The organism is Zoogloea sp. LCSB751, assembly GCF_002028455.1.
GTDB lineage: Bacteria > Pseudomonadota > Gammaproteobacteria > Burkholderiales > Rhodocyclaceae > Zoogloea.
In genome coordinates this window covers 26,438-39,764 of sequence record NZ_MWUM01000018.1, presented here as the reverse complement: position 1 = coordinate 39,764, position 13,327 = coordinate 26,438, and the positions used below count along the sequence as shown (strand labels likewise).

The window sequence follows — 13,327 nt, the reverse complement described above, 5'->3', positions numbered from 1 at the left end:
GCCGGGTTTAGCCGCAGGTACCGACCGCGCCGCAGGCGGTGCAGAAGTCGCAGCCGTCCTTGCGGATCACCGAGTGGTTGCCGCATTCGTTGCACAGCGCGCCCTGCATCAGCTTGGGCTCGTTGTCGTCGCGCGGCGACTCGAGGATGCCCATTTCGCGGGTCGGGTAGCCGGCTTCGTCGAGCACGCCGAGCATCGCATAGCGGTGGATGATCAGCGCGGCCAGGTAGGCCACGGTGGACGGCCAGTTCTGCTGGCGACGGGTGCCGGGCACGAAGGCCATGAAGTCGCCCAGGGGTTCCGGGTAGTCGATCAGCTTGCGCAGCTTCATGCCGATCCAGGCCGGGTCCATCACGCGCATGTCGAGGGAAAGGATGCGGGACAGGCCGTCCAGGGCGCGCGGGTAGTTGCCCGACAGCCACATGGAGTAGGGGCGGGTGACGCCGTCCGGCAGGGTGATTTCCTTCAGGCCGAGCACGAAGTCTTCGCCGGTGGCCGGGTTCTGGATGTCGACGGTCCAGGACAGGGTGCCGTCGGTGCCGGTCTTGGGCTCCTGCAGGCTGAACACGCTGTCGAGCACCGGGGTCGGCAGGTCGCCGTCGAGGGCTTCCAGCCTTTCGCAGCGGTAGCGGACCACCTGGGCGAAGGCGGACACCACGCCCGGCATCAGCTTCTGTTCGCCATGCGGGGGAAAGCGCATTTCAAAGGACTTCTCGCCGACGGTCTTGGCCAGGGCTTCGAGCTTGAGCTTGAGCCAGCCGCGGTCGTTGGCGCGCATGTCCATCGACAGGGTCTTGGCAACGGCGCCCAGGCCACGGGGCTGGTCGGCACCGTTGACCCACACTTCGAACGGGAAGGCACCCTTGGACGGGCTGTCTTCGGTCGGGTCCATGTGGCCGACGAACAGCGCGAAGTTGCCTTGCGGCGTGTTGAGCATGTAGGTCCAGGCGGAGTTGCCGTCCGGCAGGTCCGGGCGGCCCGGCCAGCGCAGGGAGGACAGCACCGGTGCCGGCAGGTTCTTGATCGACAGGCGGCGGTTGGTGTCGTCGGAGATTTCCAGGTCGTGGGGTTGCTTCTGCTCGGTGCTCGGCGTCACGGACAGCACGGAACCCAGCACGCTGTTGGGCCGGTAGGTGGCCAGGCCCTTCAGGCCGGACTTCCAGGCTTCCAGGTAGAGGTTCTCGAATTCCGCGTAGGGGTAGTCCTCGGGAACGTTCACCGTCTTGGAGATGGAGGTGTCGATGTACGGGGCCACGGCCGCGACCATGTCCTTGTGAGCCTTGGCGGAGATTTCCAGCGCGGTCACGAAGTACTCGGGCAGCTTGGAGACGTCACCGCCCTGGTGCTTGTACAGGCGCCATGCGTAATCCTCGACGGCGTATTCCTTGAAGGTGCCGTCGGCCATCCGCTTCTTGCGGGTGTAGGTGTAGGAGAACGGCGGCTCGATGCCGTTGGAGGCGTTGTCGGCGAAGGCCAGGCTGATCGTGCCGGTGGGGGCGATGGACAGCAGGTGGGAGTTGCGCAGGCCGTGCTTGCGAACCTTGTCCTTCACCTCGTTGGGCAGGCGGGACGCGAAGTTGCCGCCGGACAGGTACAGGTCGGCATTGAATAGCGGGAAGGCGCCACGCTCCTTGGCCAGCTCGACGGAGGCCAGATAGGCCTGGTCGCGCATGAACTCGGAGATCTTGGTGGCCATCGAGCGGGCGGCATCGGTGTCGTAGCGCAGGCGCAGCATGGCCAGCGCGTTGCCGAGGCCGGTGAAGCCAAGGCCGACACGGCGCTTGGACTGGGCTTCGGCGTGCTGCTGCTCGAGCGGCCAGTGGGTCGCCTCGAGCACGTTGTCGAGCATGCGGATGGAGGTTTCGACGGTCTTGGCGAAGCCGGCGAAGTCGAAGCTGGCCTTGTCGCTGAAGGCGTCCTTCACGTACAGGGTCAGGTTGATCGAGCCCAGGCAGCAGCAACCGTAGGACGGCAGGGGCTGTTCGGCGCAGGGGTTGGTGGCCTCGATGGTTTCGCAGTAATAAAGGTTGTTGTCCTTGTTCATGCGATCGAGGAACAGGATGCCCGGCTCCGCGTGGTCGTAGGTGGAGCGCATGACCTGGTCCCACAGGTCGCGGGCGCGCACCTTGCGGTACACCCACAGGCCGTCGTCACGCTGGTAGCCGCCGGCTTCCTTGATGTCGTTGGACGGCTCGGCCTTGTGGGCCAGTTCCACGTCACCGTCGTTTTCCACGGCCTGCATGAACAGGTCGGTGACGGCGATGGACACGTTGAAGTTGGTCAGGTCGCCGTGGTCCTTGGCGTGGATGAATTCCTCGATGTCCGGGTGGTCGCAGCGCAGCACACCCATCTGGGCGCCGCGGCGGGAGCCGGCGGACTCGACGGTCTCGCAGGAGCGGTCGAAGACGCGCATGTAGGAGACGGGACCGGAGGCGTTGGACTGGGTGCCGCGCACCATCGCGCCCTTCGGACGGATGGAGGAGAAGTCGTAGCCGACGCCGCCACCGCGACGCATGGTCTCGGCGGACTGGGCGAGGGCGGTGTAGATGCCGCAACGGCCATCCACGGATTCGGTGATCGAGTCGCCGACCGGCTGCACGAAACAGTTGATCAGGGTGGCGGCGAGATTGGTGCCGGCGGCGGAGTTGATACGGCCGGCGGGCACGAAGCCCCGTTCCTGCGCTTCGAGGAACTTGGCTTCCCAAAAGGCGCGCTTTTCTTCGGCCTCGATGGAGGCCAGCGCACGGGCGACACGAGCGCGCACGTCGCCAACACTTTGCTCGTTACCTTTGGCGTATTTCTCGAGCAGGACTTCGCCGGAGATATCCTGCGATTCGAGGGTGGCGGCAGATGCGGGCTGGGCTTTGGCGTGTTTTGTGGTGGCGGTCATGGCTCTTGGATGGCTTATTGGTAATGATCTGAAGCGGCGCATAGCTTACTCCAAGGCGTAAAAATGGCAAAATTTTTTAGTCGTTTAAAAACAAATACTTAAAAAAATCAATAGTGCGACAAAAAGAAATTTTCTACTACATTTAGTAGTGTTTTTGTCATGGAAAATCAAGAAATTTTCCTCGCAAAGCGCCCCAGGGCCTTGATTTGGCGGAAAAAGTTTTGGGGTGGTGGGCCAATAAAAAACCAGCAGATTCCTCATGCGTTGGCAGGGGAGTGGTAATCCGCTCTCACCGATTCGATCAAGCTGAAGGCGACCTCCGCATAGGCCATATCACGGCCGCTCCTGCGGTGGCTGATTTGCTCCTGAACTTAGCGACTCAAGACTCCAAGGCTGTGCCATGCCGATCAGCTGACTGTTGTAACGTCACGATGCAGACCACGGCGGTCAGGATCGAGAGCACGGACAGCACACCAAAGATGCTCTGGAAAGCCGATGTGTACGCGCGATGAGTAAGTTCAATGATGGCCCAGTCCATCGCGCCGCCGCTGCCTACAGCACTACCGTGCCCACTGTTGGCCCCGATCTGGCTCGCAATCGCGGTAGCACCTTCTGGCAGTGATATCGAAGCTACCTCTGCCGCCGTGCGTAGATTCGCCGCCGTTAGGCCAACCAATACGGCACCGATGGCCGCAATGGCGATGGCTTCTCCCGCCACGCGCATGGTGGTGAAGATGCCGGCCGCCATCCCTGCGCGCTCCTTGGGCACCACACTGACCGACAAGGCATCCATCAAGCCCCATGGCAGGCCATTGCCGATGCCGATCAGCAGCATGGGGATTGCCATCGCCCACAAGCTCCCGTCAGGGGACAGGCGCATCAGCAGCCAGGCACCCAGCGCGGAGATGAGAAAGCCGATGCCCGACAGCAGGCCGGGCGAGACGTGCTGGGCCATTCGCCCGGCCAATAGTGGCACCACCAGCATTGGTGCGGTCAGTGGGAGGATCGCAAGGCCGGCCGTGAAGGCATCGCGCCCCTGGATGACGATGAACCAGATCGGTAGATAGACGATCAGGGCGATGAAACTGAATCCGGTTGCCACCGGCAGTAACTGCACGCCGATGAAACGCGGGTAACGGAACAGGGAGAGTTCCAGCATGGGGCGCGGACGCCGCAGTTCCACGGCGACGAAGGCGCCGAGCAGCAGAACAGTGGCGCCCAGCATCGACAGCACGCGCAGGCTCGCCCAGCCATCTTGCGGCCCGCGCACGATGCCGAATGTCAGCGATACCAGGGTGCCCGTGAACAGCACGGTGCCCGGCCAGTCGATGCCGTGAGCCTCCGGGTCACGGGACTCCCTGATTCGCTGCGTGCCCAAGAGCAGGATCAAGACCGCGATCAATGCGATGGCGAAGTAGAGCGAACGCCAGCCCAGGTGCTCGATCAGGAACCCCGAGGCCATTGGCCCGAACGCAAGACCGACACCGAACGCGGTGCCAAGGAAGCTGAAAGCCCGAGTGCGATCTACGCACTCGAACTCCTGTGCTAGCAACGAGGTGGCCGAAGTCAGCACTAGGGCGCCGCCGACGCCCTCGGCAGCGCGCAGCAGATTGAGCAGCAGCAGGTTCGGGCTCAGGCCGATCAGTAGCGATGTGGCGACGAAGATCCAGAGTCCTGCAACGAAGCATCGCTTGCGGCCGATCTGGTCGCCGATGGCACCGGCCGCCATGACGCAACCGCCGAACGCGATGGCGTAGGCGTTGACGATCCAGCTCAAGGTGGACTGGTCGCCGCCCAGATCACGCCCGATCGCCGGCGTAGAAATCGCCGGGCCAGTGAATACCAAGGGGATGATGATCGCGGAGACGCAGATCGCTGCAAGTACCTTGTATCGGTCGTCAACAGCGACCGCTGAACGTGTCTTCTCCATAACAACTCCGATGCGCCCGTCGTCCGCGCCGGATGCGCATGGAGCCGAGAGCTTGATGATTGCTCTACAGGTTAATTAATTCGTCAGAAATTTATAATATGGTTTGATTGCAAATTACTTATGTAAATAATGCAGATATGAATGGCACCGAGTTCGAGCAGATCACGGCTTTTCTGGCCGCCGTCGAGCATGGCGGATTCACCGCCGCCGGTCAGGTACTGGGGCGCGATGGCTCCATCCTTTCGCGGCGTGTCACGGCATTGGAAAAGCGCCTGGGTGTGCGCCTCATGGAGCGCACCACGCGGAGGCTGGCATTGACGGAGGCGGGGGAAGCCTTCCATCAACGCATGCGCGGCGCCTTGCGCACCTTGCAGGAGATCGAGCAGGACACCGCAGCAGCAGCGGCCAGCGTGCACGGCACGCTGCGCGTCTCATTGCCTGCAACCTTTGGCCGGATGTGGGTGGCCCCGATTCTTCCGGCGTTTCTAGCCACCTATCCCGATCTGGTCGTGGAAACAGCCTTCGAGGATCGCTATGTCGATCTGGTGGCAGAGTCTTTTGATGTGGCTGTCCGTATCGGAACATTGACCGACAGCAGGCTGGTGGCACGCAGGCTCGCGCCATCGCAGCGTATGCTTTGTGCATCTCCTGCGTATCTGCAAACGCGCGGCACGCCTTCTCGACCTGCCGATCTTGGCCGGCACGCATGCCTGGGGTTCTCCCGTCTGGCATCGCATCCTCTTTGGCATCTGCGCGATGGTGACAAGACGATGGCGATTCGGATCGCAGGGCCACTGGTTACGGACGATGCGCAAAGTCTCGTACAAGCAGCCGTTTCTGGTGCCGGTATCGCAATGGTGTCCGACTGGCTGGCTGGCCCGGAACTGTGCAGCGGCCGGCTGGTGCCGGTACTACCCGATCATCCCGTGGAAAACAATGAGACGATTTACTTGGTGCATCCATCCGCGCGATTGCTTCCTGCCAAGACGCGGGCGTTTGGCGACTGGATCGCGGCGGAGCTTGGCACAATGCCGTGGCTGCACCAAGGGTCAGCCGACTGACGGCCCTCTAGCTCGCCCAATCTCCCACGACACCGCGCTACCGCGCACCGTCGCGGCGATCTGCGGCCCCAGCCGCTGTTGAATTTCGCGCTCTCAACGTGGCCAATACCTGTTCAGTGGTCAGCGGTCCGTGCTCGTGTCTTCTCCGGTGGGCGCCGGATTCTGAGGAGTATTGAGACGAGGGCGCTGGCGAAGCACAGCGTCCCGACGGTGCTGGTCAGCGCCGGTTCCAGCAGCACCGGCCACCAAGGACTCCTGAGGTGGCCGACCATGAGGCGGGCGGCAAGGCGTAGCAGGTACACCAGGACCATCGACACTGCGGTGGCGGTGCCGAAACTGAGCCCCAACAGATCTCCCGGTCCTTCTGACCACAGCATCAGTAGCGCAGCCAAAGCAGCGGGTGGCATCCAGGTCGATAGCACGAAGTTCGGATACACCAGGCCCCGGAAACGCCAGGTACTGCCATGCAGGTTCCCGGCGTGCAGAACTGAGCATTGCAGGTGCCCCGCAATCCAGCGGGTGCGCTGGGCCAACAGCTCACTCCAGGTCACAGGAACCTGCGTCGTCGCCACCGCATCACGTGCAAGCACCAGGCGAGCGCCGCGTGACGCAAGTGTCAGTGTGAGGTCTGCATCCTCGGTGCAAGTACGCCCTGAGAACGGCTGCTTCAGCAGTGACCGTCGCCTGAACAGTGTGGCCGCCCCAGGGAGCACGGTTATGGCATCCAGCATGGCCTGTGCAGCGCGCTCGAAGTTCAGGGACAAGGTGTATTCCTGCTCTTGCAGCGTGCCCAGGAGGCGACCGTCGTGATCCGCATCCAGATAGAACGACACTGCGGTGGCACGGTGCCGCTGCATGGCCGCCAACGCGGCGGCGAGAGCGCCTGCCTTCAGCTGGGTGTCGGCATCGATCGTTGCAACGAGGGGACACCCGCAGGAGACGATGCCGGCGTTAAGGGCTGCCGCTTTGCCCGAATTCCTTGGTAGGCGGATCACTCTAGCGCCGGAGACGCCGACCAGTACACCGCGCGCCACGTCCGCCGTTCCGTCGGTTGAGCCGTCATCGACAACGATTATTTCCCGGGGCCTGGGTGCCTGGGCGAGCAACGAACGCAAGGTGCTCGCGATCACCGCGGCTTCGTTGAATGCCGGGACGATCACGGCCACCCGTGATGCCCGATTCAGTGGCGAAACGGAATCCGGCGGTCGCCGGCAGGACCAGATGCCCAGCCCAAAGACGACGACCATCCGTACCCAAAGGACGATCAGGATCGATTCGGCGGCGAGCCGCATGCCAGTGCTCAGCGGCGGACTGGGACGCTCAGCGGAAGCGCTCTGCGATCCAGCGCTCGGATGTCCACGCTGCACCGCTGGGATGCTGGAAGCGGTTGATCTCGATGCCCGGATAAGCGCCGAGCGGATTCACGCCATCGCTGCCGAGGACGTACCCATCCCGTTTGCAGCCGCTCCGCGCATACTCGTCCTTCTTTTTGCACGCGACGCGCTGCGTGACCGACCACGCCGCAAACACAAAGTGCTGGGTACCCGCGATGTCCTTTTCGGTTACGTCAAAACGCAACGTCGTCCGGCCGCCTTGCGGGGGGACGTGCACGGTCTTGGGCGTGACGTCATAGGAGCGAACGCTCTCGTCGCTCAGCACGATCCACTTCGCGGCTCCTGCCGCGCCGGTGGCCTTCGAGTGAGTGTCGCGCCCCAGCGCCGTGCGGATTTCATCCGGCGAATCGAGGGTTCGGCCCCGAAAATTGTCTGCAGAATCGAAGGGGGTGGAGGTCACGTTCGAACCTGCATACAACGTGAGTCCTATGAGCACCTGCGTATCTGCAGGGAAGGGCTTGGCCGCGTGGACTTGGGCGCCACAGTCCAGCGTGATGCCGAACTGCACGCGGCCTGCGGCCGTCTGGACTTCCGGAGCTACCAGTGCGCAGGGAGTCGTGGCTGCTGTTGCGGAGGTGGCAGCCAGCATCGCCAATTCAAGTGCGGCCAGTTCAGGAAGACGAGTGCCTGAGAATGAAAAGCGCATCATTGAGCTCCCTTCGGTTGCGTTCGCGGATCAGGGCTGCAAAATTCGGACTACGTTCCTGGATGCCTGGGAAGTACTTTTCCACCTTGTTACGGTACTCGAACAGCCGCTGGATGAGTGCTTCGTCGTCTTGTCTGGATAGATCGCCAAGCCCTGTCAATGCATCGTGTACCAGCGTCGTGCTGGGTCCGTACTGCACGGCTATGGAGAAGATGACTGCGCGCAGTGCCTGCGACCTCTGCTCCAAATGGAGTCCCAGCCGCGCCGCAAGCTGCCCGGCCAAGCGTCCAAAGCTGTTCTGCGTGACGAAATCCGTCTGTAGCTTGGCGAATCGGGCGGCACTGGCCGGATCCCGTGCCAGCGACTGCCAGGCTTTTACGAAGTCACTGCCGCGCTGTCGAGCGGCCTCCACGCCCCCAGCGGATGTGAGCCGGGAGCTGTATCCGCTCTCCCACCTGTCGAGGAAGTCCAGAAAGGCCTGCATCTGCGTACTGGCCTGGATGCGGTAGGTGCCATAGTAAATACCGCCGGCGAAGTCCGTACCGACATGGTCCGGGGTTTCGCCTTCATAGTCGCGGGCGAGCATCTCATCCGAGAAAGGTTTGGGCGGATGTTCCCGCTGGCGTGTCAGGTGAAGCAGGCGGTCCTGAAGCAAGCGCTCTTCCTCATTGCGAGACAGCTGCTGCTGGAGTTGCACACTGTTCTGATGGGCGACGAACGCAGCGCCGCCGGCCGTGAGCGCCAGGATCACGGCCGCGCCACCGCCAATCATGGTCCGGCGCGCGACCAGGCGTAGTGCCCCGGCACGCTCTTCTTGTGCTTTGGCACCCTCCTGCAGCGCCTGTTCACGTTCCTGTTGTGCGGCACTGATGCGTTCGAGTTGCTGGCGCTCTGCATCCTTCCTCTGGGCTTCGGCCAGCTCGCTGGCCTGCAGAAAGCTCCGCTGAGCGTCAGTCAGTTCGGGGGCGTTGGCGGGGCGGCGATCGCGCCAGCGCTGAAGTCCGTCCAGCTCTGCGCCGCGTGCCAGCAGGTCTGGCGCCTCGCTTATCTGCCAGCGTCTGGATATTTCAGCGACACGGGTATGCTCGCGAATCCATTCGATGTCTACGCTGAGCGCAGCATGCAGCCTGGCCAGGCCATGCCCCCAGCCCGATCCCGGCACCGATGCCTCGGGATAGCAGTGAATGTAGTTCAGGTCCCGCAGCGCCGTGTGGGGTTGCACGTCGCCCAACGGCGCAGCGAGCACGGGCAGGACGCGCTTGCGCTGCGAGAGGGCCTGCTCCAGTTCCCAGCGGCACACCTCGGACGAAGCCGACGTGGGGGTCAGCACGAACAGGATCGAGTCCGATTCACGGATCAGCTGTCCGAGCCGATCCTCCCAGCGTTCTGCGCCGTGAATGCCTTTGCGATCAATTGTGATGACATAGCCGAGTGCTTCCAGTGCTGCACACAGCTGCTCGGTAAACTCCAGATCGCGGCGGGAGTAGGAGATGAAGACTTTCAGCACGCGGGCGGGAGAGGTTTCATCCAGTTATTCCATGACGGCACGGGGGGCAACTACCGGTTTGCCTCTTGGCTTTCAGATGAAAGAAACCATGAGCTGGGTTGAAGAATAGGAAATCCAGGCTTGGATTCCAAGATCATCGTCACCCCTGGCAACCGACAAGGGGCAACGAAGTCCTGGCGGTTCGCACCCGTTGCGACGCCGATCTGGAGCGGGTCAGAACAACCCGCGAGACCTCTTGAGCCCCCCGCTTTTGGGTGTGCCCTACCCAACAGACGACGTTTGGCAGGATGCCTATCGTGGTTCTGGGAGCGCCATCGGCTTGGCATGACGTTCTGACTGTTTTCCCCAAGCGAATGATCAGGAGGCTGCTATGAACTACGAAGAGCGCGACCACTACGGCATCTACAAGGCCAATATCGGCGGTGGAATCGGCGATGACGCGGGGACGGGACCCGGGCCGGCGCTGATGGGGGCCGACACGTTGATCGGTAACGATGTGTATAGCCGCAAGGCAGAGATGCTGGGTGAAGTGAAGGAGATCATGCTGGACATACGGACGGGGCGAATTGCCTATGCGGTGCTCTCCTTCGGAGGGTTCATCGGCATTGGCGACAAGCTCTTTGCGATACCGTGGGAGGCCCTGACTCTTGACACCATGAACAAGCGTTTCGTGCTGGATGTGGAGAAAGAGCGACTTGAGCGTGCTCCGGGATTCGATAAAGACAAATGGCCGGATATGGCCAACCCGGCATGGGCCGAGGACATCCATGCCTACTATGGCAGTGCCATGTACTCCGTCTAGTACGCAAGATCCGCGCGTGCGCTTCTCCGCAGGCGAATGAGCCGCATGTTGCCTGCGGCGAGTCTTACTGCTTCGTGCGATGGCGTACCGACACGCTACACGATCACGGGCACTATTCCCTTACAGTAGCCCCGCACTCCGCAGGTCACGGAATTCAGCCAGAGGTGACTATGAGCCAACCTATTGAAAAGTGCATACCCAGCGAAATCCCGATCGGTGCCCCATCGTGCCAGGAGCCTGATCCCGTGGAGCACCGCAGGACATTCCTCCGGGCCAGGCCTGATCTCCATGTCAGGCACCCGATTGACGATGTACTGGTTCAGCCAATGCCGGAGGGGGCTGTCATGGATCCGGGCTGGCCAGCGCCGCCTTCGGATGCCGCTCATATCATCCATGCGGTGACCCGCGATGAAGTGGAGCGGCGACTCAAGGCCATCAGCCGGGACTGGAAGGGCTGAGCCGCACGCAGGTATTGCCGTTGCAGAACCGCCATTGAAAGGACGAAGGCATGAACAAGCGCGATGACATCAGGACCGAGACCCTCTTGGAAAAATCTCACGCGGTGCTCGCAACGCCCACCGACCTGAAAGCCAAGGCCGCCCGTGAAATTGCCGCGGCAATGAATGCGATCCTCGCTGACGTATTCGGCATCTACCTCAAGACCAAGAATTTTCACTGGCACATGAGCGGGCCCCACTTCCGGGACTACCACCTCTTGCTGGATGAACAGGCGGACCAGCTCTACGCGATGACCGATCCGATTGCCGAACGAATCCGCAAGCTGGGGGGAAATACGCTTCGTTCGATTGGGCACATTTCCCGCCTGCAGCGGGTTGCCGACAATGACGCCGAATATGTGGAGCCGCTCACCATGCTGGCCGAACTCTGTACGGACAATGTCATGCTCGCGGCGCATTTTCGCGAGGTTCACGATCTGTGCGCCGAGCACCGGGATATCGCCACGGCCAGCCTGATTGAAGTGTGGATCGATGAAACGGAGAGACGTACATGGTTCCTGTTCGAAGCGAGCCGCACTGACCGGTCGCGTCCGCCGCAGTGCGAGCAGCCCTGATCAAACTTGCCGCACATATGTGCCCGGTGCTGCGCATAAGGGGGACAGGCCGGCAGTAGTGTTGCCCATTGACGGCGGCGCCGTGTGCTGGCCTGAATGGGCATTGAGCCATGTGATCCATTGTAGATCGTTGTTGAGGAACAGACGTCGCAGGTACTCGGTGTGCATGCAGTAGGGCAGGCGGGTGCCGTCGGCATTCCAGGCCATGAGGTCGCTCATCGGATGACGATCGCCCATCAGGTAGTCCTTCAGCAGTCGCGACCACACGAGATCACGGGAATTGAGCAACTGGAAGGCGCTGGCCATCTGCGTGGTGTCCAGGTATCCCTGGTCCCACATGATGTCTTCCAGGAAGCTGACCTGGCTGCTGTCGATGAACAAAGCCATCTCTCCTGGCTCCGTGAAGTCGGTCTGTGCCGCCAGCATCGACACCGAGGCCAGGCGCGCGTCGCCGTCCCGCCCCATGGCCGCGGCGGCAATCGCCAGAAGGGTGCCGCCCAGGCAATAGCCCGTGGCATGGATCCCTTGCCCTGGCACCACGGCGGCGATTGCATCGAGCGCCTCCATCACCCCCAGACGCAGGTAGTCATCCATGCCCAGATCGCGACCTTCGCGGCCGGGATTGGCCCAGGAAATCGAGAACACCGTGTATCCCTGGCCCACCAGGTAGCGGATCAAGGAGTTGTCCGGCGAGAGATCGAGGATGTAGTACTTCATGATCCAGGAAGGAACGATGAGGATCGGCTCGGGTCGCACCTGTGGAACGGAGGGGGCATACTGGATGAGTTCGATCAGGCTGTTCCGGAAGATCACCTGGCCCGGCGTGACGGCTACCTCATGCCCTGCCCGGAAGGCCTGTGCCCCCGGCGGCCCGGATTTCGACTGTTGGTGCTGCACATCGGCCATCAGATTACGCAGCCCCTGGATCAGATTGGCGCCACCGGTTTGAGCGGTACGCTCCAGCACCGCCGGGTTGGTCCACAAAAAATTGGCCGGCGACATCACGTCCAGCAGCTGCCTGACAGTGAAGCTGACGACATTCTCATGGCATGAAGGCTTCGGCAAGCCCTTGGATCAGCCTGGCCTGCTCTGCCGGATTGTGCGAGAGGTGCATGAGCCAGTCTTCGAAGGCCATGACCAGCGCTGCGGGCGAGATGCCACCTGTCAGATGGGCGAGCTGGGCGTGGGCAAGGCGGTCGAGATTGCTGCAAGGCAAGGGAATCTCGATGGTGGGAACATGTTTCATCGGGAATTCGTCTTCCTGGAGCGATCGACAGCCATCATCGCCACCCAAGGTTCCCGTGTCTGTATGGCAGCGCACGGAGGGTGACGGACACCCGCCGCATACTGATCGAGAAGGGAGAGACAAAATGCGTGATCGCCCCCAGTCGGCCGCCGAGGAAGCCGCCAACAGCATCAGCCACGGGCTGGGCTTCATCCTGGCCCTGACTGCGGCGCCGGATCTGATTGCCGCCAGCGCCCAGCAGGGAAGGGCGGCGAACATCTTTGGGGCCTGCGTTTTTGCGGTCACCATGGTGATGCTCTACTTCAGTTCGATGCTCTACCACGCAATCCCGGAGCATCACGACAGGATGAAGCGCCGTCTGGCCAAGCTGGACCATGGTGCGATCTACCTGTTCATTGCCGGCAGCTACACGCCCTTCGCGTTGGGCGTTCTCGACGGAGTCTGGGGGTGGACCCTGCTTGGTCTGGTGTGGGGACTGGCAGCCGTCGGTCTGGTCCTGAAGGCCTTCGATCGCTTGTCGAACCCTTACCTGTCCACCGGGCTCTATCTGGTGATGGGGTGGCTGGTGGTGATAGCCGCAGTGCCGCTGATCGAGCGCGTCTCCCAGACCGGGCTGGCGTGGCTGGTCGCCGGGGGGCTGGCGTATACGGGCGGTGTGGCTTTCTATCTGACCGACGCTCGCCTGCGCTTCGGCCACTTCATCTGGCATCTGTTCGTGATGGCCGGCACAACCTGCCATTTCTTTGCGGTGCTCTGGTATGCCGGCTGATCTTGCGGGT

At 62.3% G+C, this 13,327-nt stretch carries 11 protein-coding genes; 4 read left to right on the top strand and 7 right to left on the bottom strand.

All coding sequences use genetic code 11. The annotated features are described in order from the left end of the window. Nucleotides 1–7: 7 nt before the first annotated feature. The gene (locus B4920_RS18060) at nucleotides 8–2,890 is read right to left on the bottom strand and encodes an adenosylcobalamin-dependent ribonucleoside-diphosphate reductase (RefSeq protein WP_079436023.1); all 2,883 of its coding nucleotides are present in this window, start codon (nucleotides 2,888–2,890) and stop codon (nucleotides 8–10) included. Nucleotides 2,891–3,269: 379 nt separating this feature from the next. After that, nucleotides 3,270–4,820, bottom strand: coding sequence for an MFS transporter (locus B4920_RS18055; protein WP_079436021.1), 1,551 nt, complete (start codon nucleotides 4,818–4,820; stop codon nucleotides 3,270–3,272). A 137-nt stretch (nucleotides 4,821–4,957) separates the two neighbouring features. On the opposite strand from B4920_RS18055, the gene B4920_RS18050 reads away from it, so the two are divergent. Then, nucleotides 4,958–5,881, top strand: a complete 924-nt coding sequence (locus B4920_RS18050) for a LysR family transcriptional regulator (protein ID WP_079436020.1) — start codon at nucleotides 4,958–4,960, stop codon at nucleotides 5,879–5,881. A gap of 113 nt (nucleotides 5,882–5,994) precedes the next feature. Here the strand turns inward: B4920_RS18050 and B4920_RS18045 are convergent, their stop codons facing one another. Genes B4920_RS18045 through B4920_RS18035 form a run of 3 tightly spaced genes read right to left on the bottom strand, consistent with a single transcriptional unit; the run spans nucleotide 5,995 to nucleotide 9,428 of the window. After that, on the bottom strand, nucleotides 5,995–7,173 hold the full coding sequence (locus B4920_RS18045; protein WP_079436018.1) for a glycosyltransferase family 2 protein: 1,179 nt from the start codon (nucleotides 7,171–7,173) through the stop codon (nucleotides 5,995–5,997). Between the two features lie 28 nt (nucleotides 7,174–7,201). Beyond that, nucleotides 7,202–7,924 (bottom strand): hypothetical protein, encoded by a 723-nt coding sequence (locus B4920_RS18040; protein WP_139379549.1) that lies wholly within the window; start codon nucleotides 7,922–7,924, stop codon nucleotides 7,202–7,204. Next, entirely contained in the window at nucleotides 7,887–9,428 is a 1,542-nt protein-coding gene (locus B4920_RS18035) for a TIR domain-containing protein (protein ID WP_161493332.1), read from the bottom strand. Before B4920_RS18035 ends, B4920_RS18040 begins: the two co-directional genes overlap by 38 nt. Nucleotides 9,429–9,798: 370 nt before the next feature. Here B4920_RS18035 and B4920_RS18030 point away from each other — a divergent pair, with 370 nt between their 5' ends. Both B4920_RS18030 and B4920_RS18025 read left to right on the top strand, forming a co-directional pair. Then, nucleotides 9,799–10,230, top strand: coding sequence for a PRC-barrel domain-containing protein (locus tag B4920_RS18030; RefSeq protein WP_079436014.1), 432 nt, complete (start codon nucleotides 9,799–9,801; stop codon nucleotides 10,228–10,230). A 508-nt stretch (nucleotides 10,231–10,738) separates the two neighbouring features. Beyond that, nucleotides 10,739–11,302: a Dps family protein gene (locus B4920_RS18025; RefSeq protein WP_079436012.1), complete on the top strand. Its 564-nt coding sequence runs from the start codon at nucleotides 10,739–10,741 to the stop codon at nucleotides 11,300–11,302. Here B4920_RS18025 and B4920_RS18020 read toward each other — a convergent pair whose 3' ends face one another. Further along, on the bottom strand, nucleotides 11,303–12,367 hold the full coding sequence (locus B4920_RS18020) for an alpha/beta hydrolase (protein WP_254050980.1): 1,065 nt from the start codon (nucleotides 12,365–12,367) through the stop codon (nucleotides 11,303–11,305). Then, nucleotides 12,345–12,548, bottom strand: a complete 204-nt coding sequence (locus B4920_RS29985) for a poly-beta-hydroxybutyrate polymerase N-terminal domain-containing protein (protein WP_216819941.1) — start codon at nucleotides 12,546–12,548, stop codon at nucleotides 12,345–12,347. The genes B4920_RS18020 and B4920_RS29985 overlap by 23 nt, the downstream gene beginning before the upstream one ends. A 124-nt stretch (nucleotides 12,549–12,672) precedes the next feature. Here B4920_RS29985 and B4920_RS18010 point away from each other — a divergent pair, with 124 nt between their 5' ends. Then, a complete protein-coding gene (locus tag B4920_RS18010; protein ID WP_079436007.1) occupies nucleotides 12,673–13,317 on the top strand; it encodes a hemolysin III family protein in 645 nt (214 codons plus the stop codon). The last annotated feature ends 10 nt before the right edge of the window (nucleotides 13,318–13,327 follow it).